The sequence below is a fragment of the Aquabacter albus genome, assembly GCF_040049275.1.
Lineage (GTDB): Bacteria > Pseudomonadota > Alphaproteobacteria > Rhizobiales > Xanthobacteraceae > Aquabacter.
The window spans coordinates 1-23,663 of record NZ_JBDZDT010000011.1 but is presented as its reverse complement, the minus strand read 5'-3'; the positions used below and the strand labels follow the sequence as shown (position 1 = coordinate 23,663).

24 protein-coding genes are annotated in these 23,663 nt (G+C 67.0%); 8 read left to right on the top strand and 16 right to left on the bottom strand.

The genetic code is table 11. The annotated features are described in order from the left end of the window. The first annotated feature begins 62 nt into the window (after positions 1-62). Together glpD and bla are read left to right on the top strand one after the other, a co-directional pair. Positions 63-1,592: a glycerol-3-phosphate dehydrogenase gene (gene glpD, locus ABLE91_RS24460; RefSeq protein WP_348935106.1), complete on the top strand. Its 1,530-nt coding sequence runs from the start codon at positions 63-65 to the stop codon at positions 1,590-1,592. A 160-nt stretch (positions 1,593-1,752) separates the two neighbouring features. Next, a complete protein-coding gene (gene bla / locus ABLE91_RS24455; protein ID WP_510181993.1) occupies positions 1,753-2,640 on the top strand; it encodes a class A beta-lactamase in 888 nt (295 codons plus the stop codon). A 33-nt stretch (positions 2,641-2,673) separates the two neighbouring features. Here bla and ABLE91_RS24450 read toward each other — a convergent pair whose 3' ends face one another. Together ABLE91_RS24450 and ABLE91_RS24445 are read right to left on the bottom strand one after the other, a co-directional pair. Further along, positions 2,674-3,504, bottom strand: coding sequence for an extensin-like domain-containing protein (locus ABLE91_RS24450; RefSeq protein WP_348935104.1), 831 nt, complete (start codon positions 3,502-3,504; stop codon positions 2,674-2,676). 26 nt (positions 3,505-3,530) lie between these two features. After that, a complete protein-coding gene (locus tag ABLE91_RS24445; RefSeq protein ID WP_348935103.1) occupies positions 3,531-4,535 on the bottom strand; it encodes a L,D-transpeptidase family protein in 1,005 nt (334 codons plus the stop codon). Positions 4,536-4,858: 323 nt separating this feature from the next. Here ABLE91_RS24445 and ABLE91_RS24440 point away from each other — a divergent pair, with 323 nt between their 5' ends. After that, positions 4,859-5,521 carry a hypothetical protein gene (locus ABLE91_RS24440; protein WP_348935101.1) on the top strand — a complete coding sequence of 221 codons (663 nt, stop codon included), beginning with the start codon at positions 4,859-4,861 and terminating at the stop codon, positions 5,519-5,521. A gap of 163 nt (positions 5,522-5,684) precedes the next feature. Continuing rightward, a complete protein-coding gene (locus ABLE91_RS24435; protein ID WP_348935100.1) occupies positions 5,685-6,128 on the top strand; it encodes an SRPBCC family protein in 444 nt (147 codons plus the stop codon). A 133-nt stretch (positions 6,129-6,261) separates the two neighbouring features. On the opposite strand, the gene ABLE91_RS24430 is transcribed toward ABLE91_RS24435, so the two are convergent. The 7 genes from ABLE91_RS24430 to ABLE91_RS24400 form a co-directional block, all read right to left on the bottom strand. Then, on the bottom strand, positions 6,262-6,966 hold the full coding sequence (locus ABLE91_RS24430) for a DUF4336 domain-containing protein (protein ID WP_348935098.1): 705 nt from the start codon (positions 6,964-6,966) through the stop codon (positions 6,262-6,264). 160 nt (positions 6,967-7,126) lie between these two features. Beyond that, positions 7,127-8,620 (bottom strand): glycerol kinase GlpK, encoded by a 1,494-nt coding sequence (glpK, locus tag ABLE91_RS24425; protein WP_348935096.1) that lies wholly within the window; start codon positions 8,618-8,620, stop codon positions 7,127-7,129. A 30-nt stretch (positions 8,621-8,650) separates the two neighbouring features. After that, on the bottom strand, positions 8,651-9,322 hold the full coding sequence (locus tag ABLE91_RS24420) for a nitrile hydratase subunit alpha (RefSeq protein ID WP_348935095.1): 672 nt from the start codon (positions 9,320-9,322) through the stop codon (positions 8,651-8,653). Between the two features lie 14 nt (positions 9,323-9,336). Next, entirely contained in the window at positions 9,337-9,630 is a 294-nt protein-coding gene (locus ABLE91_RS24415) for an SH3-like domain-containing protein (protein WP_348935093.1), read from the bottom strand. After that, positions 9,620-9,940: a nitrile hydratase gene (locus ABLE91_RS24410; RefSeq protein WP_348935091.1), complete on the bottom strand. Its 321-nt coding sequence runs from the start codon at positions 9,938-9,940 to the stop codon at positions 9,620-9,622. The genes ABLE91_RS24415 and ABLE91_RS24410 overlap by 11 nt, the downstream gene beginning before the upstream one ends. A 76-nt stretch (positions 9,941-10,016) precedes the next feature. Continuing rightward, entirely contained in the window at positions 10,017-10,913 is an 897-nt protein-coding gene (locus ABLE91_RS24405; RefSeq protein ID WP_348935089.1) for an SDR family oxidoreductase, read from the bottom strand. A 42-nt stretch (positions 10,914-10,955) separates the two neighbouring features. Then, a complete protein-coding gene (locus ABLE91_RS24400; protein WP_348935087.1) occupies positions 10,956-11,699 on the bottom strand; it encodes an SDR family oxidoreductase in 744 nt (247 codons plus the stop codon). 120 nt (positions 11,700-11,819) lie between these two features. Between ABLE91_RS24400 and ABLE91_RS24395 the strand changes: the two genes are divergently transcribed. The 3 genes from ABLE91_RS24395 to ABLE91_RS24385 all read left to right on the top strand — a co-directional run bounded on the left by ABLE91_RS24395 (position 11,820) and on the right by ABLE91_RS24385 (position 14,481). Next, positions 11,820-12,728 (top strand): LysR family transcriptional regulator, encoded by a 909-nt coding sequence (locus tag ABLE91_RS24395; RefSeq protein WP_348935085.1) that lies wholly within the window; start codon positions 11,820-11,822, stop codon positions 12,726-12,728. Between the two features lie 112 nt (positions 12,729-12,840). Beyond that, positions 12,841-13,059, top strand: coding sequence for a hypothetical protein (locus ABLE91_RS24390; RefSeq protein WP_348935083.1), 219 nt, complete (start codon positions 12,841-12,843; stop codon positions 13,057-13,059). Positions 13,060-13,203: 144 nt separating this feature from the next. Beyond that, the gene (locus ABLE91_RS24385) at positions 13,204-14,481 is read left to right on the top strand and encodes an NAD(P)/FAD-dependent oxidoreductase (protein ID WP_348935081.1); all 1,278 of its coding nucleotides are present in this window, start codon (positions 13,204-13,206) and stop codon (positions 14,479-14,481) included. A 7-nt stretch (positions 14,482-14,488) separates the two neighbouring features. On the opposite strand, the gene ABLE91_RS24380 is transcribed toward ABLE91_RS24385, so the two are convergent. Together ABLE91_RS24380 and ABLE91_RS24375 are read right to left on the bottom strand one after the other, a co-directional pair. Continuing rightward, positions 14,489-15,493 carry an aldo/keto reductase gene (locus tag ABLE91_RS24380; RefSeq protein WP_348935079.1) on the bottom strand — a complete coding sequence of 335 codons (1,005 nt, stop codon included), beginning with the start codon at positions 15,491-15,493 and terminating at the stop codon, positions 14,489-14,491. 151 nt (positions 15,494-15,644) lie between these two features. Further along, positions 15,645-16,538 (bottom strand): LysR family transcriptional regulator, encoded by an 894-nt coding sequence (locus ABLE91_RS24375; RefSeq protein WP_348935077.1) that lies wholly within the window; start codon positions 16,536-16,538, stop codon positions 15,645-15,647. Between the two features lie 117 nt (positions 16,539-16,655). Between ABLE91_RS24375 and ABLE91_RS24370 the strand changes: the two genes are divergently transcribed. Continuing rightward, on the top strand, positions 16,656-17,486 hold the full coding sequence (locus ABLE91_RS24370; protein WP_348935075.1) for an oxidoreductase: 831 nt from the start codon (positions 16,656-16,658) through the stop codon (positions 17,484-17,486). 196 nt (positions 17,487-17,682) lie between these two features. Here the strand turns inward: ABLE91_RS24370 and ABLE91_RS24365 are convergent, their stop codons facing one another. The 5 genes from ABLE91_RS24365 to ABLE91_RS24345 form a co-directional block, all read right to left on the bottom strand. Beyond that, complete coding sequence (locus tag ABLE91_RS24365; protein WP_348935073.1) at positions 17,683-19,206, bottom strand: FAD-dependent oxidoreductase; 1,524 nt, start codon at positions 19,204-19,206, stop codon at positions 17,683-17,685. Between the two features lie 10 nt (positions 19,207-19,216). Continuing rightward, positions 19,217-20,050 (bottom strand): NAD-dependent epimerase/dehydratase family protein, encoded by an 834-nt coding sequence (locus ABLE91_RS24360; RefSeq protein WP_348935071.1) that lies wholly within the window; start codon positions 20,048-20,050, stop codon positions 19,217-19,219. A gap of 4 nt (positions 20,051-20,054) precedes the next feature. Continuing rightward, positions 20,055-21,035, bottom strand: a complete 981-nt coding sequence (locus ABLE91_RS24355) for a Bug family tripartite tricarboxylate transporter substrate binding protein (RefSeq protein ID WP_348935070.1) — start codon at positions 21,033-21,035, stop codon at positions 20,055-20,057. Positions 21,036-21,062: 27 nt separating this feature from the next. Beyond that, a complete protein-coding gene (locus ABLE91_RS24350) occupies positions 21,063-22,121 on the bottom strand; it encodes an SDR family oxidoreductase (protein WP_348935069.1) in 1,059 nt (352 codons plus the stop codon). Positions 22,122-22,246: 125 nt separating this feature from the next. Beyond that, complete coding sequence (locus tag ABLE91_RS24345; RefSeq protein ID WP_348935067.1) at positions 22,247-23,239, bottom strand: Bug family tripartite tricarboxylate transporter substrate binding protein; 993 nt, start codon at positions 23,237-23,239, stop codon at positions 22,247-22,249. Between the last annotated feature and the right edge of the window lie 424 nt (positions 23,240-23,663).

The following is a 23,663-nucleotide window of genomic DNA, read 5'->3' as shown; positions in this document are numbered from 1 at the left end:
TCCGGTATTGCTGAGGGCCGCGTGAGCGCGACGCTCGGCGAACCGGGAAGGGAGACGGGTCCGTGGGCGGTGAAGGGCAGCCAGATCACGAGTGCGACCTGCTGGTCATCGGCGGCGGCATCAACGGCGCAGGTATTGCTCGCGACGCGAGCGGACGCGGCCTCAAAGTGGTGCTCTGCGAGCGCAACGATCTTGCTAGCGGCACCTCCTCGGTCTCCAGCAAGCTGATCCATGGCGGCCTGCGCTATCTCGAGCATTACGAGTTCCGCCTGGTGCGCGAGGCGCTGGCGGAACGCGAGACCCTGCTGCGCATCATGCCCCACATCGCCTGGCCGCTCCGGTTCGTGCTGCCGCACAATGCGGATCTCCGCCCGGCCTGGATGATCCGCATCGGCCTCTTCCTCTATGACCATCTGGCCGCCCGCTCGAAGCTCGACGGCTCGCACCAGATCTCCCTTCGGGCGAGCCTGGAGGGCGCGCCGCTGAAGGGCGATTACGACAAGGGCTTCATCTATTCCGACTGCTGGGTGGATGATGCGCGTCTCGTGGTGCTGAACGCCATGGACGCGGCGGCGCGCGGCGCCACCATCCTCACCCGCACCGCCTGCGTGGGCGCCGAGCGCAAGGCGGACCACTGGCTCGCGACCCTCACCGACGACAGAGGGGAGAGCCGGACGGTCCGCGCCCGCGCCGTGGTCAATGCCGCCGGCCCCTGGGTGGCGCAGGTGCAGAAAACGGTCCTGGGACAAAGCGGAAAGGAGCATCTGCGGCTGGTGCAGGGCAGCCACATTGTCGTGCCGAAGCTCTATGAGGGCGCGCACGCCTACATCCTCCAGAACCCGGACAAGCGCATCGTCTTCGTCATCCCCTATGAGGGGCAGTTCACGCTGATCGGCACCACCGACGTGCCGTATGCGGGCAACCCGGCGGAGGTCCGCATCTCCAAGGCGGAGACCGAATATCTCTGCGCCTCGGTGAGCCGCTATTTCGAGCGGGAGATCGCGCCCGCGGACGTGGTCTGGTCCTATGCGGGGGTGCGGCCGCTCTATGACGATGAGGCGGCCGACCCCGCCTCGGTCACGCGCGACTATGTGCTGGAGGCGAGCGGCGGGCCGGAAGACGCCCCGCTCCTCACCATCTATGGCGGCAAGCTCACCACCTATCGCCGGCTCGCCGAGCACGCCATGGAGAAGCTCGGGCCGCTCCTGGAGATGTCCCCGAAGGAGTGGACGGGGAGTGAGCCGCTGCCGGGTGGCGACATGCCCGATGCTGATTTCGACGCCTTCCTCGCGGACTTCCGCGCCCGCAATCCCTGGCTGCCGGAAGACCTGTCCGCGCGCTACGCCCACAGCTATGGCACGCGGGCGCGCCTGATCGTCGACGGCGCGGACAGCCTGGACGGCCTTGGGCAGCATCTCGGCGGCACGCTTTATGAGCGGGAGGCGGAATATCTCGTGGCCCATGAATGGGCGCGCTCGGCCGACGACATCCTCCTGCGCCGCTCGAAGCTGGCCCTGCATGGCGGCAAGGAGCTGAAGGACGCGCTGGAAAAGTGGCTGAGGAAGCGCTTCGGCGACCAGTTCGCGACCTAGGTTTTTTGCGGCCTCAATAGCTTGCCTGGACGGACACCGGGGCGCCGAAGTCCCGCCGTCCTCCTGCCCCGATCATTTTACGTGATGGCGCTCCCGCCGCCGGGCCGTGACAGGCGGTTCGGCACCATGAACCCTGCTGGCGCACATTCGGGGAAGACTCATGACGATGATGATCGGCAGACGACAATTTGCGGCTCTCCTGCCCGTGGGCGCCGCGCTTCTCCTGCGCCCCGGATACGCCGCCGCCAGTGGCCCTCTGGCCCTTCCTGCGGATCGTCTCGCCGCCATCGAGGCGAGGACCGGCGGCCGGCTCGGCGTCGCCGTGATCGACACCGCGAACGATGCGCGCGCCGGTTACCGAGCCGATGAGCGCTTCCCCATGTGCAGCACCTTCAAGGTGCTCGCATCCGCCGCCGTGCTGTCCCGCGTCGATGCCGGCAAGGAGACGCTCGACCGCCGCATCCGCTATGACAAGGCGGATCTCGTGACCTATTCTCCGGCGACGGAGAAGCATGTGTCTGACGGCATGACCCTCGCCGAACTGTGCGCGGCGGCCATCACCCTCAGCGACAACACCGCCGGCAATCTGCTGCTGGCCAATATCGGCGGCCCGGAAGGCCTCACGGCCTATGCCCGCCTGATCGGCGATCCCGTCTCCCGGCTCGACCGCATCGAGACCGCGCTGAACGAGGCGGCGCCCGGCGATCCGCACGACACCACGACGCCGGCCGCCATGGCCGCGAACCTCCGCCGCCTGGTGCTGGGCGACGCGCTCTCTGCCGCCTCCCGCAAGCAGCTCACCGACTGGCTCCTCGCCAACACGACCGGCGACACGCGCCTGCGCGCCGGGCTCCCCGGCTGGCGGGTGGGCGACAAGACCGGCACCGGCGAGAACGGCACCTACAACGATGTGGGCATCGCCTGGCCGACCGGCCGGCCGCCAGTGATCATCGCGGTCTATCTCACCACCGCGAAGGCCCCTTTGGCCGACAGCAACGCGGCCATCGCCGAGGTCGCGCGGGTGGTGGCAGGGACGCTGGGCGGGTAGGGGGAAAGCGGGGGGGGCGTATGCCTTCCCGGCCTATTTCACGTCCCACTGACACATCCGGAAGCCGCCGCGGCGCTGACGTAGGTCGAGGTGGACATGGTTCGCATGCGAGCTGTCAGCGCCCGGGCCTAGGACAGTGAAAAAGCGGGCGCAGGCGCTCTTGCGCACCTCTTCGCGGATTTCCAGGGTGGTCGCATCGGCCTGCGAAAGTTCGATCGCCCGCCCGTCCGCAAGCTTGAGGCCCAGAAGGTCGAATGCGTTGCCGCTCGCGTGCTCGCTGATTTGAGCGCCCGCCTGACCGTTGCGCGGGCGGCAAGCATGTCCTCCGACCCCGGTCACCCGAGCCAATACCGTGCCGTGCCGCTTGATGAGGGGGGCAAGGTCGTCACGTATCCAGGATGCCAGTTCGAGAGCCAGGGTGCATCGAACCGTCACCGCGCTGTCCAGGGTCACGACCGGTCCATCCGGCAGTTTCACCCGCGCAAACGTCACCGGCCCGGGAATCGCGCAATCGCCCGTCGTCGCTTCGGAGGTTTTTTCCGAAGCGGTCGGCGGCGCGGCATGCTCGGTTATCGCCTCGCCTCCCCGCGCCTCGAAATCCGCGAGGCAGGCCGCGAGCGCCGTATCGTCGAGGGCTGGGGTCTTGGGGGCGCCGGCGTCCGTTGCACCTTCCGTCTTTTCGAGCTCGCGGGGCCGCGGCAGCGGCAATGGGGGAGGGGTGGCCGGCAGGGTTGCGGGCCCTGAGCGTTTCGGGACGGGCTTCGGTGTCGGGACATCATTGCCCGGGCGCGGTTTTGGCAGCGGCGTCTGCGCGAAAGCTGGAAGCGAGGGGGCTGCAATCATCGCCCATGCCAGCAATGCCACGGCCAACCGTTTGGGTCGTCTCATGGCTAGTTCACGAACCGCATCCGAACACCCGGCTTCACCATGTCGGCGAGCGCTTCGGCATCCCAGTTCGTCAGCCGCACGCAGCCATGGGACGAGGTCTTGCTGACCTGAGAGGGTTCGGGCGTTCCGTGGATGCCGAAGGTCGGCTTTGAGAGGGCGATCCACACCGTGCCCACCGGATTGTTGGGCCCCGGCGCGAGGACGAGCTTCTTCTTGTTGCGCCCCTGCTGAAAGTTCTTCTCCGGATCGTATTCGTAAGGGGGATTGTGCGCGATCCGCTTGACTGTGTATTCGCCCTCGGGCGAGGGCGTGTCGCCGCTGCCGATCGTGGCGGGATAGCTCGCGAGGATCATGTCTCCCGCGCCGTAGACCACGACCATCCCGGTATTCTTGACGGCCTCGATCCGGTCCACCTGAGCTTTTGGCACCCTGCGGTCGACCGATGCGACCACGATCCGCTCGCCCGTCCTGCGGAATTTTGCCTGCGGATTCAGCGCCACGAGAAGCGTCTTGCTCATGTGGAAGCGCTCGGCGAGCATTTCTTGCGTGCTCGTATAATCAAGCCGCTTCATCCTGGCCTGCTTCGCATAATCGTGCGGAATCCTGCGGGGCAGATGGGCGGAGGCGTCCTTCTTGGACAGCGTATATTCCGTCATGATTTCGCCGGCCGATGGACCGCCGAGCGCAATCCAGGTCTGCTCGTCGACCGTGTCACCCTCGCCGAGATTGTTCTGCCGGCGAAACTGGGCGACGGCCTTGCGATAATTCTCTCCGTCCGTCCCATCGATCTCGCCGGGCGAGATGCTGCGCCGGCTTAGCAGAACCTGCACTTTCACGATGAGGGCATCCGGCTTCCTGGCGTCCTTCTTGGCGTCCTTCTTCGCATCCTTGCGGGTGTCGCCGCTGAAGGTTGCCTGGTTGATGTCGTTGGCCGTGAGCGCAAGAACCGGCCCGCCGAGAGCGAAGAAAATCGCAAGCGAGCAAGCAGAAAGGCGTGAGATTTTCATCGGCGTTCCGATGTGAGAGCGAGGCGTGTAGCTGAACGGCCGCGCTCACAACTTGTTCCGGCCGCTGGAAGCGCTCTTCCCTGCGATGGCGTGGTGTCTATTTTCTACCCCACCCATCCGAAGGCTCGGACACGTCCTCCGGGAACGTCTCGCGGACGTCCAGGCAAGCGTCCAAAGCGGCCCACGTGCCCCTCAAGCCGGACGGCGATTCCGCGCTTGGAGTGGGGGTATGCTAACGTCATCCTGGGCCGGCCGCCGGGTATGGAGGACCAACCGGGCGGGGACGCACCCAAGAAGGCAGGAAACGACGGGAGACCCAAACGATGCGCACGAAATGTGTCACGCTTGCCGCCGCCGGGCTGCTGGCGCTCGCCGCGAGCGCTGCTCAAGCCCAGACAGCCGATATGTCCTTTTTCGTCACGAGCGCCGGCTCCGGCAAGGGGGCGGATCTTGGGGGGCTCGCAGGCGCGGATGCGATCTGCCAGCGCCTCGCCCAGGCGGTGGGTGCCGGTGGCAAGACGTGGCGGGCCTATCTGTCCACGCAAGCCGTTGGCGGGGCGGCGGCCGTCAATGCGCGTGATCGCATCGGCGCCGGTCCATGGCGCAATGCCAAGGGCGTGGTGATCGCCACCAACGTCGCGGACCTGCAGGGCGCCGCGGCGAACCTCACGAAGCAGACCGCGCTCAATGAGAAGGGTGAGGTCGTCAACGGCAGCGGTGATAGCCCGAACACGCACGACATGCTGACGGGCTCGCAGGCCGACGGCACGGCATTCCCTCCGGGCGAGGATCGGACCTGCGGCAATTACACCAAGAGCGGTACCGAGGGTGCGGTGATGCTCGGCCACCATGATCGCAGGGGGCTCGACGACACGCCGCCCGCGAAATCCTGGAACACGTCGCACCTCTCGCGCGGCGGCTGCAGCCAGGATGCCCTGAAAAGCACCGGCGGCGCCGGGCTATTCTATTGCTTCGCCGCCAATTGATGCGATCACCCTGAGGCCATTAAGGCCTGGGTGGGCAGTAACGCCGGCAGCGGGCTCGATGGGCCGCTGCCGGCACGTTCAAGAAATCCGAGATTCCGTGTCGGGTTGGTAGAGCCTCGTTCGTCCTCGGGGCGTGGATCGATATTTCACGAGGATAACGAGCATGCCCAGCACCGTACGTCTGCACCGCGTCCTGGCCACCAGCCCGGAGAAAGTCTATCGCGCCTTCACCGAGGCGGATGCGCTCGCGAAATGGCTTCCGCCCAACGGCTTTACCTGCACCGTGCATCATCTGGAGCCGAAAGTCGGCGGGACGTTCAAGATGTCCTTCCGGAACTTCACGACCGGAGGCAGCCATGCGTTTGGTGGGGAATATCTCGAGCTCGTCCCGAACGAACGCCTGTGTTACACGGACAAGTTCGATGATCCCAACCTGCCCGGCGAGATGGATGTGACCGTGATCCTGAAGAGGGTCTCGGTCGGCACCGAAGTGGATATCGTGCAGGCCGGCATCCCGGACGTCATTCCGCCGGAGGCTTGCTATCTCGGCTGGCAGGAATCGCTGCAAAGCCTGGCACGGCTCGTCGAGCCCGAGATCAAGCAATAGGGCAGCTGGATCGAGCAAAGGCCGCATCGGATCGCGGGCGAAGTCCGCGATCCGATGCGGCCGCTTCAGCTCGTATGTTCGGATCGGCCCGTCCGTGACAGTCCGCCGAACGGTGGGAGTGGGTCGGAAGCGGTCATATCAGCCAGTGGAAAGCACGGCGTATGAATTCCCGGCCCTTGCCGATGACGGGGTCGCCGTGGGCCATAAGCACATTCTCGGCGGGCCAAGTCAGAATTGGGTGAAGCGCAGCGCGTGCAGCGCGCCGGTCCGCAAAGGCGATGCGGAACTTACGCGGCACCGCGGCTTCGACGCCAGTCATGAGATCCAACCGCGCAACGATGGCTCGCCAGCCCTTGAACCATCCTGGACGGAACTGCTGGACGAGATCGGTGAACAGGACCGTGCAGCTCCTGCGGTGAAAAAACACCACCTCGGTCGTGATGAGATTGCCGCGCATGATGGCAAGATCGAGATCCTCCATCCAATCCGCGATCGGCGGTCCATCGAAATCGCCGTCAAACCGAATGTCCCAGCGCTTGTCTCGCAAGCCCGGCGGCGCATAGGTCCTGGCGTCGGGATAGGCTTTCTGCCATTCGCCCAGGAAGACGTGATGAAGCGAATTGGGCGGGGCAAGGTAGTGCACATCGCCCAGGGCACTCACCTGCGCGCGAAGGCTGTCCGAGAGCTGGATTGGTGACCAGATGAAGAGACCGCCACCCGTCAATCGGATGACGGCCATGCGCGTGGGGTAATGAAAGCCGGCCGCCGCCGTGACAGTTGGCCCCTGCGCAATCCAGATCTCAGGACCGAACGCTTTCAGCACATCGTCGCTCGTCATGTGGCTTCCGATCCTGGAATCTGTTCATCCGTCCGCGATGCCGGGGCAAACGATCTCCCGCAACGGGTCGTTTCCCGATGTCGCGACGGCCTGCCGCCAATGGCCGGGATGGATCGCAAGCGGTCCACTCGGCAAACGGACCTCGCGCCCAGCCGAAACCTCACGGCGTGTGGGTCAGCCGCGCCACCGCATCCCGCCACTGCTTCATCCGCGCCGCTCGCACCGCGCCATCCATCTGCGGCGTGAAGCGGCGCTCGCGCTTCCAGTCGGCGGCGAACACTTCCGGCGCGGGATAGAGGCCGGAGGCGAGGCCGGCGAGATAGGCGGCGCCCAGAGCCGTCGCCTCCTTCACCGCGGGCCGGTCCACCGGGGCGCACAGGAGGTCGGCGAGGCGTTGCATGGTGTATTCGGAGGCGGTCATGCCGCCGTCCACTCGCAGCACCATGTCCGAGCCGGGGGGCTGGGGCCAGTCGGCGTGCATGGCGTCGATCATGTCGGCGGTCTGGAAGCAGACGCTCTCCAAGGCGGCGCGGGCGAGTTCCGCCGGGCCGGTGGCGCGGGTGAGGCCGAACAGGGCGCCCCGCACGGTGGGGTTCCAGTAAGGGACGCTGAGCCCCACGAAGGCGGGGATGAGGAGCACGTCCTGCGCCGGGTCGGCCCTCGCGGCGAGCGCGTCGGATTCGCTCGCATGCTTGATCACGCCGAGCCCGTCGCGCAGCCATTGCACTGCCGCGCCGGCCACGAAGATGGAGCCCTCCAGTGCATAGGTGCGCTTGCCGCCGAGCTGATAGGCGATGGTGGTGAGGAGCTTGTTCTTCGAGGCCACAGGTTCCGAGCCGGTATTGAGCAGCGCGAAGCAGCCGGTGCCGTAGGTGGCCTTCAGCATGCCCGGCGCGAAGCAGGCCTGCCCCACCACGGCCGCCTGCTGGTCTCCGGCGATGCCGCGAATGGGGATGGCGCGGCCGAACAGGGAAGGGTCCGTCTCCCCGAAATCGCCGGCGCAGTCCTGAACGTCGGGCAGCAGAGCGCGGGGCACGCCGAACAGGCGCAGGAGATCCTCGTCCCATTCGCCGCGATGGATGTCGAACAGGAGCGTGCGCGAGGCGTTCGTGGCGTCGGTGGCGTGCCGGCGCCCGCCGGTGAGGCGATAGAGCAGGAAGCTGTCCACGGTGCCGAAGGCCAGTTCCCCGCGCTCCGCCCGCGCCCGTGCTCCGGGCACGTTGTCCAGCATCCAGGCGATCTTGGTGGCGGAGAAATAGGGGTCGAACAGGAGGCCCGTGCGCGCTGTCAGCAAAGGCTCGCGCCCCTCGTCCCGCAGGCGGGCGCACAGCTCCGCGGTGCGCCGGTCCTGCCAGACGATGGCGCGGTGGATGGGCTCGCCCGTGGCGCGGTCCCAGATGAGGGTGGTTTCCCGCTGGTTGGCGATGCCGATGGCCGCCACCTTTTCCGCGCCACCGGCGCGCTCCAGCACGGCGCGGCAGGTGGCGAGGGTGGTCGCCCAGATGTCGGCGCCTTCCTGCTCCACCCAGCCGGAAGCGGGGAAGTGCTGCGGCACCTCTTCCTGCGCCACGGCGGCGATGGACATGTCCGCGCCGAAGAGAATGGCGCGGGAGGAGGTCGTGCCTTGGTCGATGGCAAGTATGAAGGCGCCCACGATCACTCCCCAACCCTTTGGGAAGTTCTCTTAGGCCGGACGCTCCGCTTCCGGCAAGGCGGCACCCACCAGGCTGTCGCGGGAGATGAGGGCGGCGAGCGCCTCCTCGCCCAGCCCCTCGGTGCCTTCCGGGCGCAGCGGCATGATCATGTAGCGCAGGTCCGCATTGCTGTCGTGGACGCGGACCTCCACGGTTTCCGGGAAATCGAGGCCGAATTCGTGCAGCACCTTGCGCGGCTCGCGCACCGCGCGGGAGCGGTAGGCCTTGCTCACATACCAGGCCGGCGGCTCGCCCAGCAGCGAGCGCGGATAGCAGGAGCACAAGGTGCAGACCACGAGATTGTGCTGCTCAGGCGTGTTCTCGATCACCACCAGCTTGGCCTCGGTCACCGCGATGTCCAGTTCGCGGGCGGCGGCCTTGGGGTCGGCCATCATGCGGGCCTTGAAGGCGGGGTCCAGCCAGGCGCGGGCCACCATGCGGGCGCCCTGGTGGGGCGTGCCGCGGCTGTTGATCTCGAGCCGGCGCATGATCTCGTCGCCGGTGAGGATGCCCTTCTCCACCAGCATGCCCTTCAAGGCGAGGAACTTGGCCTCGCCGGGGGACAGCGCGACATCGTCGTCCTCGCGGGTGGGATGTGGCGCATGACCCTCGCCATGATGGTGCTCATGGTCGTGATCATGGTCATGATCGTCGTGGCTCATGGGGACGGCTCCTGTCAGGCCAGGCTCAGCCAGTGGCTGTAGATCTCGATCACGAGGCTGTCCTGCGCGGGGCCGGCATAGTCGTCCCAAAGCTCGCGCTGGCTGAAGCGGACGCGGTAGAGGGGGATGCGCCCGCCACCGACCCGGCCATAGGCGCGCTCCTCGGGGTTCTCGAAGTCGCCGCACACCTCATGGATGACGCCCACCTTGTTGCGCACATAAAAGGGGGTGCGCACATGGCCGGGCTTGCCGAGATCGACGATGCGCACGCGCGCGCCGGGCGCGTAGCGGGTGGTCTCAGCGCACATGGTCGCGCGTGCCTAATTTCAGGATCTCGGCGGCGCGGCTTTCCAGCTCGTCCCGGTCGATGATGCCCTTCTCCACCAGCACATCGGTGATGCAGTCGAGCCGCCGGTTATAGAAGCTCGCCTTGGCATAGGCCTCGGGGGGCATCTCCTCCACCGCCCGCCGGAACTCGTCGAGATTGACCAGCCCCTTGGCGCTGAGCACGTTGAACATCGCGATCAGGAGCTTTTCCCAATAGAGCTGGGTCATCTCCTCGCGGGGCACCTCGCCGGCGGGCAGGCCGCCAATGTCGCTGATCAGGCGTTCGGCCATGTTCAGACCTTCTCGCAGACTGGGGGCACAAAACTGCGCCTCCAGCCTGTCCCTGGCAACCTTCTTTATCGGGCGATCAGCCCATGTGGGGGGAGAGCAGGTCCTCCAGGCCGATCCGGCGGAACAGCTCGGTGCGCACCCGATCGGCGACGCCGTTGACGATCTCCGCGCCGTCTTCGGACGGGTCGATATGGACGCGGAACGGGCGCTTGCCGTGGGGCAGGTCCACCACCTTCACGATGGCCCGGGCCACCTCAGCCACGTCGGCATCGGCAGGCTCCAGGGCCGCGAGGCCCTTCAAGGCCTTCTCCGGCACGCCGGCATAGGGGCCTGCATCATATTCCGCGGCGCGGGCCTTGTCGGCGGGGGCGCCGGAATGGGCGAAGTGGTTGGTGCCCTTGGTGAAGGCGCCGGGCACGATGATGGAGGTTTCGATGCCCCACCGGGTCAGTTCGGAAGCGTAGGAGACGGCGAGCGAATCCATGGCCGCCTTGGCCGCGAAATAGGGCGAGAGATATGGCGGCGTGCCGCCCCGGCTGGAGGAGGAGGAGACCCACACCACGAGGCCCTTGCCCTGCTTGCGCAGCTGGGGAAGCGCGGCGCGGTTCACCCTCTGGGTGGAGAGCACGTTGGTGTCGTAAAGCTGGGCGAACTGCTCCGGCGTGAAGGCTTCCGCCGGGCCGAAGGACATGTGGCCCGCATTGTGGACCACCACGTCCAGCCGGCCCGTGTCGGCGATGATCTTTGCGATGCCTGCCTCGACCGAGGTGTCGGAGGCGACGTCCAGCTCCACGGTGCGCAGATCCACCTTGTGTTCGGCGGCATAGCGCGCCACCTCGGCCACCTGGGGCGCGTTGCGCCCGGTGGTCTCGCGCATGGTGGCGTAGACAATGTGCCCGGCATGGGCGAGAGCCCGGGCGGTGAGGGCGCCGAAGCCGGAGGAGGCGCCGGTGACGACGATGACCTTGTTCATGGGTCCATTCCTTCTATCAGAGCGATTTCAATGGGTTCAGGTTCAGATGATGCCGCCGTTGGCGCGCAGGGTCTGGCCGTTGATCCAGGCGCCGTCCGCTCCTGCGAGGAAGGCGACGGTGGCCGCGATGTCCGCGGGCTGGCCGAGCCGCTCCAGGGGCGCGAGCTTCGCCATGCGGTCCACCAGCTCTTCGGGCTTGCCCTTCAGGAACAGGTCGGTGGCGGTGGGGCCGGGCGCCACGGCATTCACCGTGATGTTCCGGCCGCGCAGCTCCTTGGCGAGCACGCTGGTCATGGCCTCCACGGCCGCCTTGGTGGCCGCATAGACGCCGTAGGTCGGCTGGAGCAGCCCCACCACGCTGGAGGAGAAGTTGATGATCCGCCCGCCGGCCCGCAGGCGCTTGGCGGCTTCGCGCATGGTGTTGAAGGAGCCCTTCAGGTTCACCGCGATCTGGCTGTCGAACAGTGCGTCGTCGCTGTCCGCGAGGGGCGCCAGCTTCATGATGCCGGCATTGTTGACCAGCACGTCCACGCCGCCGAAGGCCGCTTCCGCCGCCTCGAACATGCCGCGCACGGCCTGGGCCTCGGACACGTCCGCCTTGGCGGTCAGCGCCCGCCCACCCTTGCCCTCGATCTTGCGGGCCAGCGCCTCGGCGGGGGCGGCATCGCCCGAGTAATTGATGACGACGATGAAGCCGTCGGCCGCAAGGCGCTCGGCAACCGCCGCGCCGATGCCGCGGGAGGCGCCGGTGACGATGGCGACCTTGTTGGTGTTGTCCTCAGTCATGTCTCTTCTCCTCGTTTCGTCCGCGGCCTGTCCGCGTTCCGTGAAAAGGAAGATGCCCCTTTTGATGAGACGGATAATCCTGCATGATCCCGCATTACTGTCCGGAAAAGGCGAACAATGATGGATCGGTTCGACGCCATGCGAACCTTCACGCGGGTGGTGGAGCGGCGAAGCTTCACGCTGGCGGCGCAGGACCTGGGGCTGCCCCGCTCCACGGTGACGGACGCCATCAAGCAGCTGGAGGCGCGGCTCGGCGTGCGGCTCCTGGAGCGCACCACGCGGCACGTGGCGCCGACGCTGGACGGCGAGGCCTATCACCGGCGCTGCCAGTTGCTGATCGCCGAGATCGAGGATGCGGAAGGCGCGTTCGGCGGGGCGCGGCCGAGGGGGCTGCTGCGCATCGAGGTCCAGGGCACGCTGGCCCGCCACTTCCTCGTGCCCAAGCTGCCCGGCTTCTTTGCGGACTATCCCGACATCGAGCTGAGCATGAGCGAGAGCGAGCGCTGGGTGGACATCGTGCGCGAGGGTGTCGATTGCGTGCTGCGCTTCGGCATTCTCGCCGACAGCGACATGATCGCCCGCCGCGTCACCATGTTGGAGCGGCTGACCTGCGCGGCGCCGGATTATTTCGCCCGCCACGGCGTGCCAGAGCGATACGATGCCCTGGATGGCCACCGCATGATCGGCCTGCGCTCGCTCACCACCGGCACCCTGCGGCCCATGGAATTCATGGTGGACGGCGGGCTCGTCACCTTGCTGCTGCCGGCCATCATGTCGGTCACCGGCACCGAGAGCTATCTCGCCACCGCCAAGCTCGGTCTCGGCCTCGTGCAGGTGCCGCGCTTCCATGCGGAGGCGGATTTGGCACAGGGGCGGCTGGTGGAGGTGCTGACGCAGACGCGGCCGCCCACCATGCCCGTCTCGCTGCTCTATCCGCGCAACCGGCAGCTCTCGCCCCGCGTGCGCGCTTTCATCGACTGGGCGGTCAACGCCTTCCGCGCCGAGCCGGCGGAGGAGGGGCGTTTATAGATCTTCCATTTTTCACGTTGCCGTACTCAGGAACGGAACCGACGGCCTGGCGGGGTGTTTACCTTGTCGACCAGCGCGAACGACGCGCAGCGACGAAAAGGAACAGACCACCATGGGCTCGATCTCCAGGAATGTTGCCGCCGCTTCCGTCCGCATGGTGATTGGGACCGAGGAGCGCGAGATTCGCTCGATCAAGGAGGCAAAAGGCTTCCTGCGCGAGCATCGGGCCGGCGCTCTGGCCGATTTGATTTTGTCGGATATGGACGTGAAGGCGCCGGGTGCGCTGGTGGCGTTCCGCAACAAGCTGGAAATGGTGCGCGCAGTGCTCTGAGGCTGCGAAGACTGGTCCTGAAAGCCGGGGGCGCGGCGCGCTCCTGGCTTCGCATTTCTGATTTACCTTTCGCCTTCCGCCTGCGCCCAGGCAAGACCAAGGGCTACTTGCACTTCATCGCACGGCTGCCAGACTGATCGCATGATGGATGATCAGACCGTCGCTGCCCGTCCTCGCGTTGTGATCGTGGGCGGGGGATTCGGTGGTCTGGAGGCGGCTAAAGGTTTGCGCGGGGCGGCGGTCGACGTGACGCTCCTCGACCGCCAGAACCACCACTGCTTCCAGCCTCTGCTCTATCAAGTGGCGACGGCGGCGCTCTCGCCCGCGGATGTTGCGTGGCCCATCCGTGGCATCCTCGGATCCCAGGCGAACATGACCATTCTCATGGCTGATGTGACGGGCGTGGATACGCGCGAACGCTGCGTGCGCGCGGGTGACATGGAATATCCCTACGATTTCCTCGTTCTCGTGACCGGCGCGACCCATTCCTATTTCGGCCATGACGAATGGGGGCCGGTGGCGCCGGGCCTCAAGCGCATCGAGGACGCCACCGACATTCGCCGCCGGCTCCTGCTCGCCTTCGAGCGGGCCGAACTGAGCATCGTCGAGGAAGAGCGGCAAAGGCTGATGACGTTCGTGATCGTCGGCGGAGGCCCCACCGGCGTGGAGATGGCGGGCGCCGTCCACGAACTGGCCCGTCACGCATTGCCGCTCGACTTTCACCACATCGACCCGCGAAAGGCGCGGATCATCCTGGTGGAGGCCGGCGAGCGCATCCTGCCCTCCTTTCCCGCGCATCTGTCCGATTATGTCCGCCGCACCCTCGAAGGGATGGGCGTGGAGGTGCGGACGCAGGCGCGCGTCATCGAATGCGATGCCGAAGGCGTGGACCTGGAGGACGGCCGGATTTCCGCCGCGACCATCATCTGGGCCGCGGGTGTGGTGGCCTCACCGGCCGCGGAGTGGATCGGTGCCGGCTCCGACCGGGCGGGGCGCGTCGAGGTCGCCCCGGACCTCTCGGTGCCGGGACACCCCGACATCTTCGTCATTGGCGACACGGCACGGGTGCTCCAGCAGGACAAGCCCGTGCCGGGCATCGCGCCGGCCGCCAAGCAGATGGGCCAGTATGTTGCGCGCGTGATCGCCGGCCGGGTCGCAGGAGCGCCCCTGGAAGAGCCGTTCCGATATCGGCACGAAGGCGATCTGGCAACCATCGGCCGCCGGGCCGCGGTGGTGAAGCTCAAAAGGCTGGAACTCAGGGGCTTCCTCGGCTGGCTGTTCTGGGGCGCGGTGCACGTCTACTTCCTGATCGGCACGCGCAACCGCGTCTCCGTCGCCTTCGCCTGGCTCTGGAACTACCTGACCTATCAGCGCAGCGCCCGCCTCATCACGCAGGATCGCCCCGCCGGGCCTCCCCGCTAGGCGCCCGTCAGCGCGTCGGCCGCCCCTCGATGGGATAAGCGGGGTCATTGTAGCCGGGGGTCGAGGGATGCCCTGGTGAGACCATGCCATCCACCAGCGCCTCATCCTCGGTGGTGAAGCTGTAGGCGAGGGCGCCGATATAGTCCTCCCAATGGGCCTCCGTGCGCGGGCCGGCGACGACGCCGGTGATGAGCCGGTTGTTGAGCACCCAGGACAGCGCGAACTGGCCCGCCCTGATGCCCCGCGCCTCGGCATGGACCTTGAGGCGGGCGGCAAGCTCCAGGGATTCGGGCCGGAACTCGGTCTGGATGATGCGCCGGTCGCCGCGGGCGAGGCGGGTGTCGTTGGGCGGGGGCGCGTCGGCCGAATATTTGCCGGTGAGAACGCCGCGGGCGAGAGGGGAATAGGGGAAGACGCCGAGCCCGAAATGGCCGCAGGCCGGCAGGTGCTCCACCTCCGGCATGCGGTTCATGGCGTTGTAGTAGGGCTGGCTCACCACGGGCCGGTCGATGCCCATCTCGTCGCAGATGCGGCAGATCTCGGCGACCCGCCAGGATTTGTAGTTGGAGACGCCGAAATAGAGGATCTTGCCCGCCCGCACGAGGTCGGCCATGGCGTGGACGGTCTCCTCCAGCGGCGTGTCGTGGTCTTCCTTGTGCAGATAGTAGATGTCGATGCGGTCGGTGCTGAGGCGCTTTAGGCTGGCCTCCACCGCGCGCATGATCCACCTGCGCGATGTGCCACCGGAATGCGGCTGGCTGGCGACGCTGTTCGCCACCTTCGTGGCGATGACCCAGGAATTGCGGTCGTCCGCGGTCAGCCGGCCGACCACCTCTTCGGACTGGCCGTCATTGTAGACGTCCGCCGTGTCGATGAAATTCACCCCGGCCTCGCGCGCCCGGGCGACGATGCGCCCGCCCGTCGCCTCGTCGGTGGGGCCGCCGAACATCATGCTTCCCAGACAGAGGCGGGAGACCTTCAGGCCGCTTCGGCCGAGATTGCGCATATCCATGGGATGTCCTTCGTGCCCCTTGCGTTTCCGGCAGGCAGGGAACAGCAAAATTCGACTGTGAACAACGTCCCCTGGAGGGGATTTTCGGCTTTCGTCCGGCCCTGTCCGCAAAGCCGCTGGGGCGCTGCGTCATCTCCGGCGAGAACCCGGCTCAGACCCGCTGCGACTTCACGAAATCGATGAAGGCGCGCAGCGGGGCGGGGATCTGGCGGCGGCTCGGATAATAGAGGTAGAAGCCGCTGTAATAGGGGCACCAATCCTCCAGCACGCGCACCAGCCGGCCCTCGGCGACGAGCGCCGCCACCTGGGCTTCGAATGCAAAGGAGAGCCCGGCGCCATCCAGCGCTGCCTGGATCATCAGGACAGGGTCTCCGAGGGTGAGCGGCCCGTCCACTTCGATGGCGAGCTCAAGCCCGCCGCGCTCGAATTCCCAGGCATAGAAGCGGCCGCTGTCGAAGCGGAAGCGGATGCAGGGCAGCCCCTTGAGCTGCTCCGGATGGGTGGGCTTGGGGTGCCGTTCGAAATAAGCGGGCGCCGCGACGATGGCAGTGCGCTGGCGCGGGCCCATGGGCACGGCGATCATGTCCTGCGCGAGGGTCTCGCCGAAGCGCACGCCGGCATCGCAGCCTTCCGCCACCATGTCCACGAGCCCGTTATCCACGATGATCTCCACGGAGACACCGGGATAGGCGGCAAGGAAGGTCGTCACCAGCGGCAGCAGCACCAGTTGCGCCGAGACGCCGGCCGCATTGATGCGCAGCGCGCCCATGGGCTGGTCGCGGAAATTGTTGAGGTCGTCCAGCGCGTCGGCGATGTCGCGGAAGGCCGGGGCGATGCGCGCATGAAGCCGCTCGCCCGCTTCGGTAAGGGCGACGCTGCGGGTGGTCCGGTTCACGAGGCGCACATCCAGGCGCTCCTCCATGGTGCGCAAGGCATGGCTCAGGGCGGAGGGCGTGCAGCCGAGCTCGTCCGCCGCGCGCCGGAAGCTCTTGTGCCGGGCGATGGCCAGGAAGGTGGCGAGGTCGGACGGGTCGATGGCACGCATTGATGAATACGGCTCAATAGATCGGAGATAATTTGCACGATTATCTCAGCATTCGCCAGGGGCTACCAACAGAGCGCGGCGGGGCTTCACCCGCCTGGAGCTTTCAGGAGACCTTCCATGCGCACTTGGTTCATCACGGGCGCCTCGCGCGGCTTCGGCGCCCTCATCACCGAACAGGCCCTCGCCAAGGGCGATGCGGTGGTCGCCACCGCGCGCAACCCCAAGGCCATCACCGACAAATTCGGCGACCACCCGAACCTGTTGCCGGTGGCGCTCGACGTGACGAACGAGGCGCAGGCCCATGCGGCGGCCAAGGCGGCGGTGGAGCGGTTCGGCCGCATCGACGTGCTGGTCAACAATGCCGGCTACGGCCTGCTCGGCGCGGTGGAAGAGGCGAGCGCGTCCGAGATCGAGGCGCTCTACCGCACCAATGTGTTCGGCCTCCTGGCCGTCACCCGCGCCGTGCTGCCCCATATGCGCCGCCAGCGCTCGGGCCGCATCCTCAACATGTCCTCCGTGGGCGGCTATACCGGCTTCCAGGGCTGGGGCGTCTATGCCTCCACCAAGTTCGCGGTGGAGGGGCTGACCGAGTCGCTTGCCATGGAGCTTCGGCCGCTGGGCATTCATGTCACGGCCATCGAGCCGGGCTTCTTCCGCACGGATTTTCTCGATGAGAGCTCTCTGGCGGTGAGCCCCGCCAGGATCGCCGATTATCACGAGACCTCCGGCGCCATGCGCGACTTCGCGGCCGGGGCCAACCATGCCCAGCCGGGCGATCCGCAGAAGCTCGCCGAGGTTCTGGTGGCCTTCGTCGATACGCCGAACCCGCCTGTCCGCCTGCCGCTCGGCAGCGACACGGTGGCCCGGATCACGGCCAAGAATGCCGAGACCGACGCGCTGCTGCGGGACTGGCACGACATCTCCGTGTCCACGGATTTCTCGGCCTGAGGTGGTCTGCCGGCCCTTCCCGTGCGACGCGCTCCCTCTCCCGCTTGCGGGGGAGGGCTGGGGAGGGGGCCGTCAAGCAGAGGAGGAGCTGGGCAGCCAAACGGGCGCACCATTGCCCCCTCCCTAACCCTCCCCCGCAAGCGGGAGAGGGGATGGCATCGCGACCTTCAAGAAGCGTTGGTGATCAGTCCGTGGCCTAAGCCGGCACGCTCGCCCCCGCCACCTGCCGCGCGCAGAGGCGGCCGGAGATGAAGGCCCAGTCCAGATGGTGCCCGTGGCCTTCCAGCAGCAGGCCGCCCTGGCCCACGGAGCCCACCGCATAAAGGCCGGGGATGGGCGCGCCTTCGGCCCCGGTCACTTCGAATTTCTCGCTGATGCGCAGCCCGCCCTCGGTGAAGACCACATAGGTCCGCACCGGCCCGAGCGCATAGAACGGCCCCTTGCGGATCTGCGGCAATCCCTCGCCCACGGCTGCATTGTGAGCCTTGATGGTCTCGGCAAGGCGCGCCGCCGGCATGCCGAGCTTTCCCGCCAATTCCTCCAGTGTCGCGCCCTCGGCATAGATGTCCGGGCGGCAGCGACGGTAATCCTCCACATAGGCATAGGCGATGCCCGGCGCGGTGGAGACGAAATAGGGCCAGCCGGAAAACTTCGTCGCCAGCTCCTGGTCGAAGACGATGTAGGCTTCCTTGCCCGGCTGCTGGGCGAAGTCCTTGGCGGGGGAGGACAATTCGTTGGTGAAGCGCTGGCCCGCCTTGTTGACGAGCACCGCGCCCTCCTTGAACAGCGCGGGGGAGGGGCCGAGCACGGTGGTGAGGAACTTCATCAAAAACGGCCGCAGGATGAATTGCGGCAGCGTCTTGGTGGCCCACACGATGAGATGGGCGATGGGGCGCAGAGGCGGCAGGTCCTGGATGAAGTTTCGCTTCGCCGGCGGCACGAAGCGCATGATGGGGCCGCGGATGATGTCCCCGTTCAGCACTTCCGCGCCCAGCGTCATGGCCATGCGGTGGCCGTCGCCGGTGGAGGTGGGGGCAACCCCGTCCACGTCCGCCATGGCGGGGGAGGCGAAGTCGCGCTTGAAATCGGGGGCGGCGCTGAAGTCGCCGGTGGCAAGGATCACCCCGCGCTTGGCCCTAAAGCGGCTGATCTTGCCGCCGGCCTCGGCATCCACCGCCACGACGCGCCCGCCTTCCGTCACGAGGCGCACGATGTTCGTGTTGAGGCGGATGTCCACCCCGTGCCGCCGGCATTCGCGCTCCATGTGATAGGCGAAGGAGGCGCTGCTCGGCACCACGTTGAGCATGCGCGGCTCGCGGTGGGGCGGGTCCGGCATGGGGCCGGTGAAGACGATGCCGAGCTTGGTCAGCCATTCCACCGTCTCGGTGGTGTGGTTCACGAGGATGCGGCGGAGCTTCAGATTGTCCCGCGGCGCGAGCGCGCCGGCATGGTGGCCGAGATCCTCGAAATGGGCCTCGATGCTGTCCTTGATGCCGGCCTCGATCTGGTGGGGCGTGTTCACCGCCGTCACCGTGCCCACGCACCAGTTCATCATGCCGCCGGTGCGATCCGCCTTTTCCAGCAGGATGGTGTGGAGCCCCAGCCGCGCCGCCTCGCTTGCCGCCGCAAGGCCGCTGGCGCCCGCGCCGACGATGACCACATCGGTCTCGATGGTGTGCGAGGGGGCGCCGAAGGCGGCCGGGTTTGCAATCTGGTTCATCATCTTCCGCTCAATCCACCCGTGACGGGTCGCCCGCGAACTCCGCCGCGCAATAATAGCCGCCCTGGAACAGCTCCGTGACGGCGGCATTTCCGGTGGGCCGTTCCTCCAGCCCCGCCGCATAATCCTCCGCGCTGTCTTGTGGCACATAGCCGATCTTTTCCGCGTCCGGATTCTCCCAGAAGGCGCGGGGATTGGCGGAGATGCCGTAAAGCATGAGGTAATGATAGCGCGGCGCCTCGATGCAGCGGGCGACGAGGCGGGTGAAATCGTCCTCGCTCACCCACACGCTGAGATGCCGCAGATCCTCCGGCTTCCGGCGCACCACGCCGATGCGGATGCAGGCGACGGCAAGGCCGTATTTGTCCGCATAAAGCCGCCCCAGCGCCTCGCCGAACACCTTGCTGACGCCGTAGCGGCTGTCGGGGCGGGGCGCCACTTCGTTGTCGATGATCTCGTCGCGCCGGTAGAAGCCGATGGCATGGTGCGAGGAGGTGAAGACCACCCGCTCCACGCCTTTGCGCCGCGCCGCCTCGAACAGGTTGTAGACGCCGGAGATGTTCTTGCTGAGGATGGCGTCCCAGTCCGCCTCGATGGCCTGGCCGGCGAGGTGGACCACGCAGTCGATCCCCTCCAGCGCGGCCTCGATGGAGGCCGGGTCAGTGACGTCGAGGTGGCAGGTCTCTTCGCCCGGCCCCGCCTCCAGTGGCACGATGTCCGCCATGCGCAGCACGGCGTAGCGGCCGGCGAGCTTCTGCCGGAGCACGCTGCCCACCCGGCCCGTCGCCCCGGTGATGAGCACCTTGTGCGGCAGCGGGCCGTCGGTTTCGGGAAGGATGCCCATCGCCTTATTCGACCTTGATGCCGGTATCGCGGACGATCTGGCCGAGGCGCTTGATCTCTTCCTTGATGAAGGCGTCGAACTCCTTCGGCGCCATGGGCGCGGGCTCGGCGCCCAGGGCCTGGATGCGCTGCTGCACCTCGGGCTGGGCGAGCACGAGCTTGGTCTTCTCATAGATCGTGTTGATCTGCGCCGGGTCCATCTTGGCCGGGCCGACGAGGCCGTACCATTCGTAGATCTCAAGGCCCTTCAGGCCCGCCTCGATGGCGGTGGGCACGTCGGGCAGCTCGGGCGAGCGCTTGGCGCTGGTGACCGCCAGCATGCGCAGCTTGCCGGCCTTCACGTTGGCGATGGCGGAGGCCATGGAGATGAACAGCACCTGGGTCTGGTTGCCCAGCACCGAGGTCATGGCCGGCCCCGCGCCCTGATAGGGGACGGGCAGGAGGTCGGCGCCGGTGAGCTTGTTGAACTCGGCGAGCGCCAGATGGCCCGGCGTGCCGAGGCCGGCAATGGCGGCATTCAGCGTGCCGGGCTTCGACTTCGCCAGCGCGATCAGCTCCTGCACGGTATTCGCCGGCACGGAGGGGTGGACCACCAGCACATAAAGGCCCTTCGTGAGCAGGGTGATGCCCGCGAAGTCCTTCTCGGCGTTGAACGGGATGCTGGGATAGATGGCCGGGTTGATGGCGAGGTTGCTGGTGGCCATGCCGATGGTGTAGCCGTCCGGCATCGCCTTGGCGGTGGCGTCGAGGCCGATATTGGTGCCCGCGCCGCCGCGGTTTTCCACCACGAAGGGCTGGTGCAGCTGTTCGGTGAGCCCCTGCGCCACGATGCGGCCCACCGCATCCGCGCCGCCGCCGGGCGGGTAGGGGATGATCATGCGCACCGCGCGGGTGGGATAGGCCGTCTGCGCCGCGGCGGGTAGCACGAGGCCGAGCATCGCCAGGGCCGACAGGCTGAGGGCCGCGACCGTGTTCAGGATTTTCATTCTTCCCTCCCTGTTTTTTGTTCTTCTTCAGGGAATGAGGCGCTCTGCCCTCAATTGCCCGAAGATCTTCTGGAACATGACGCCGCTGTCCATGGCCTCGCAGAAGCCGGCCTGACGCAGGCGGACGGTGTCGGCGATCACGTCGTATTCGCAGGCGAGGCGGGAGTTCGGCGCCTGGTATTCGCCGAGGCTCCAGCGCGGCAGCCGGTCATAGGGGAAGGGCGCGAGAGCGTGGTCGCGCACGAGGGCGTCCCAGACCGGCTTCTGCTGCTCGAAGATCTCGGTGAGGAAGGTCCCGCTCGGTGCGCCGGGCTTCAGCCCGAAGAAGGCGGCGATGGCGGGCCAGAGGCTCTCCCACCGGAAATAGTCGCCATTGTTGATGTTGAAGGTCCGGTTGCGCCCGCGCTCCATGGTGGAGACATGGATGGCGGCGCGTGCCAGGAGGCCGGCATCCGCCACCTGGAACAGGGTGCGGAAGGTGCGCTCCGTGCCGGGGAAGGGAAGCGTGTCGCCCTGGGCGCGCTGCATGGAGGCATAGACCGCCAGCGCACTCGCCACATTGACGGGGTTGCCCGCCGAGGTGCCGCAGACCGAATGGGGCCGGAGCGTCGTCCAGGTCCAGGCGCGGCCGTCCTGGCGCGCCTGGATCATGTCTTCCTCGGTGTAATAGAAATCGCAGCCGGGTACGCGCGGGTCGGTTTCCTTCGCCGGCGTGGGGAAGGGTCCGAGATGGCAGCCGTAATATTTCATCCCCTGGATGAAATTGATGTTGGCGAAGCGCGGCAGGTTCTCGAGCCCGTCCAGCAGCGAGCGGATCATCTCCTTGCGCGCCTCGGCGGAGGGCGAGTTCGCGCAATAGAAGACGTGGGTGATGTCCGGCCGCTCGGCCAGCGCCGCATTGGTGCGCGCCACGTCGTCGAGATCCAGCGCGAGGTGCGAGAGGCCGTCCAGCGGCGTGCCGGGGGCAAGCTGCGGCACCCGGCGGGAGAAGGCATTGACCCGCCATCCCTCGTTAAGAAGCTGCTCGCACAAGGGCGCGCCGGTGACGCCGGTGGCGCCCACCACGAGGGCTGCACGCGCGCTCATGAACGTTCGGCCCTGCGGGTGTGTCTCATGAAATCTCCCCGCCGGACTGGCGCTTATCTCTCATTATCGTACTCGATCTCATATAGAAGCAATTTTAGGACTGCAAGGGAGCGCGCGGGCTGCTTCTATTCGAGGGCGATCTTCGCCTTGGCAGCGATGTCCTTCCACGTCCCGATTTCCCGCACGACGGTGTCGCCGAGCTGTTCGGGCGTCGAGGAGAGCATCTCGATGCCGGGGCTCTTTTCCGGGATGTCGGCGCGTCCGGAGAGCTTCTTCACCTCTTCGCGCCACATGGTCACCGCGACCTTCGGCATGCCCTTCGGGCCGATGAGGGCCCACCATTCGGCGGTGACGAGATCGGGATAGCCCAGCTCCTTGAAGGTGGGCACATCAGGCACCGCGCTGGAGCGGGCGTCCGAGCTCACCGCCAGAGCGCGGATCTTGCCGGCCTTGATCTGCGGCACGGCTGTTGTGAGCGAGGCCATCATGATCTTCACATGGCCGGCGACGAGGTCCGCCAAAGCCGGGGCGCCGCCCTTGTAGGAGACGTGCTGGAGGTCGATGCCGGCCGCGAGCTTCAGCATCTCGCCGGTGAAATGGGTGTTGGTCCCGGTGCCGGAGGAGGCATAGCCCTGGCCGGGATCCTTCTTCGCCAGCTCCACGAACTCCTTGAAGGTCTTCGCCGGGTAGGAGTCCGTCACCACCAGCACGTTGGGCACGCGGGCGATCATGGAGATGAATTCGAAATCCTTCACGGGATCGAACGGCAGCTTCGCGTTCAGCACGGGATAGGTGGCGAGCGCGCCCGTCAGCACGCCGACCGTATAGCCGTCGGGCGCCGACTTCGCGATCAGATCGGTGCCGATGAGCCCGCCGGCGCCGCCCCGATTGTCCACCACCACGGGCTGGCCCCAATCCTTGGTGGCGGCTTCGCCGAGCTGGCGGGCGAGGAAGTCCGTGGTGGCGCCGGGGGCGAAGGGGACGATGAGCCGGATCGCCCGCGTCGGATAGGCCTCGGTCGGCGGCGCGGCCGTCTGGGCCTGAGCTTGCGTGCCGGCGGCGAGCATTACCAGCAGCGCCGGCAGGATGCCGCGTATGGAAAGGGCCTTGGTCCCCATGAAAACATCCTCCCCTGAAGGCCCCCTGTTCCGGAGGCTTTGGCGGGCGTCTTGCGTGCCGAAGCAGCAAGGTCCCTCGAACTGGCGTTGGCGCGCCGGCAATGAGCATCGAGGGTGGAGGATAGCAATTTTACGATGACGGAGACAATCCCATGATGCGCAGTAGATAAGGGAGGCGGTGATCGCCATGCATTCCGGGACGGGTGCAGTGCGCCCCCTCTCCCGCTTGCGGGGGAGAGCTGGGGGAGGGGGAAGGGTGCACCCTCCAGATATCCCAGCTCAGCTCTGCTTGAGGTGCCCCCTCCCTAGGGTCTGAACTCAATCGAGTTGCGGTTTGGTTGTGTTACTGATTCAAAGCTTCTGCTTGAGAGCGGAGGCTTGAATGGCGAAGGCTCTGACGTGGTTGAGCGATGCGGAGTGGGCT

What these genes read in the sequence shown, in the direction of transcription:
- bla (WP_510181993.1), top strand. Translation starts at nt 1,753, where the DNA reads ATGACGATGATGATCGGCAGACGACAATTTGCGGCTCTCCTGCCCGTG.
- ABLE91_RS24445 (WP_348935103.1), bottom strand. Translation starts at nt 4,535, where the DNA reads ATGAAAATCTCACGCCTTTCTGCTTGCTCGCTTGCGATTTTCTTCGCT.
- ABLE91_RS24440 (WP_348935101.1), top strand. Translation starts at nt 4,859, where the DNA reads ATGCGCACGAAATGTGTCACGCTTGCCGCCGCCGGGCTGCTGGCGCTC.
- ABLE91_RS24435 (WP_348935100.1), top strand. Translation starts at nt 5,685, where the DNA reads ATGCCCAGCACCGTACGTCTGCACCGCGTCCTGGCCACCAGCCCGGAG.
- ABLE91_RS24430 (WP_348935098.1), bottom strand. Translation starts at nt 6,966, where the DNA reads ATGACGAGCGACGATGTGCTGAAAGCGTTCGGTCCTGAGATCTGGATT.
- ABLE91_RS24420 (WP_348935095.1), bottom strand. Translation starts at nt 9,322, where the DNA reads ATGAGCCACGACGATCATGACCATGATCACGACCATGAGCACCATCAT.
- ABLE91_RS24415 (WP_348935093.1), bottom strand. Translation starts at nt 9,630, where the DNA reads ATGTGCGCTGAGACCACCCGCTACGCGCCCGGCGCGCGCGTGCGCATC.
- ABLE91_RS24410 (WP_348935091.1), bottom strand. Translation starts at nt 9,940, where the DNA reads ATGGCCGAACGCCTGATCAGCGACATTGGCGGCCTGCCCGCCGGCGAG.
- ABLE91_RS24405 (WP_348935089.1), bottom strand. Translation starts at nt 10,913, where the DNA reads ATGAACAAGGTCATCGTCGTCACCGGCGCCTCCTCCGGCTTCGGCGCC.
- ABLE91_RS24400 (WP_348935087.1), bottom strand. Translation starts at nt 11,699, where the DNA reads ATGACTGAGGACAACACCAACAAGGTCGCCATCGTCACCGGCGCCTCC.
- ABLE91_RS24395 (WP_348935085.1), top strand. Translation starts at nt 11,820, where the DNA reads ATGGATCGGTTCGACGCCATGCGAACCTTCACGCGGGTGGTGGAGCGG.
- ABLE91_RS24390 (WP_348935083.1), top strand. Translation starts at nt 12,841, where the DNA reads ATGGGCTCGATCTCCAGGAATGTTGCCGCCGCTTCCGTCCGCATGGTG.
- ABLE91_RS24385 (WP_348935081.1), top strand. Translation starts at nt 13,204, where the DNA reads ATGGATGATCAGACCGTCGCTGCCCGTCCTCGCGTTGTGATCGTGGGC.
- ABLE91_RS24380 (WP_348935079.1), bottom strand. Translation starts at nt 15,493, where the DNA reads ATGGATATGCGCAATCTCGGCCGAAGCGGCCTGAAGGTCTCCCGCCTC.
- ABLE91_RS24375 (WP_348935077.1), bottom strand. Translation starts at nt 16,538, where the DNA reads ATGCGTGCCATCGACCCGTCCGACCTCGCCACCTTCCTGGCCATCGCC.
- ABLE91_RS24370 (WP_348935075.1), top strand. Translation starts at nt 16,656, where the DNA reads ATGCGCACTTGGTTCATCACGGGCGCCTCGCGCGGCTTCGGCGCCCTC.
- ABLE91_RS24365 (WP_348935073.1), bottom strand. Translation starts at nt 19,206, where the DNA reads ATGAACCAGATTGCAAACCCGGCCGCCTTCGGCGCCCCCTCGCACACC.
- ABLE91_RS24360 (WP_348935071.1), bottom strand. Translation starts at nt 20,050, where the DNA reads ATGGGCATCCTTCCCGAAACCGACGGCCCGCTGCCGCACAAGGTGCTC.
- ABLE91_RS24355 (WP_348935070.1), bottom strand. Translation starts at nt 21,035, where the DNA reads ATGAAAATCCTGAACACGGTCGCGGCCCTCAGCCTGTCGGCCCTGGCG.
- ABLE91_RS24350 (WP_348935069.1), bottom strand. Translation starts at nt 22,121, where the DNA reads ATGAGCGCGCGTGCAGCCCTCGTGGTGGGCGCCACCGGCGTCACCGGC.
- ABLE91_RS24345 (WP_348935067.1), bottom strand. Translation starts at nt 23,239, where the DNA reads ATGGGGACCAAGGCCCTTTCCATACGCGGCATCCTGCCGGCGCTGCTG.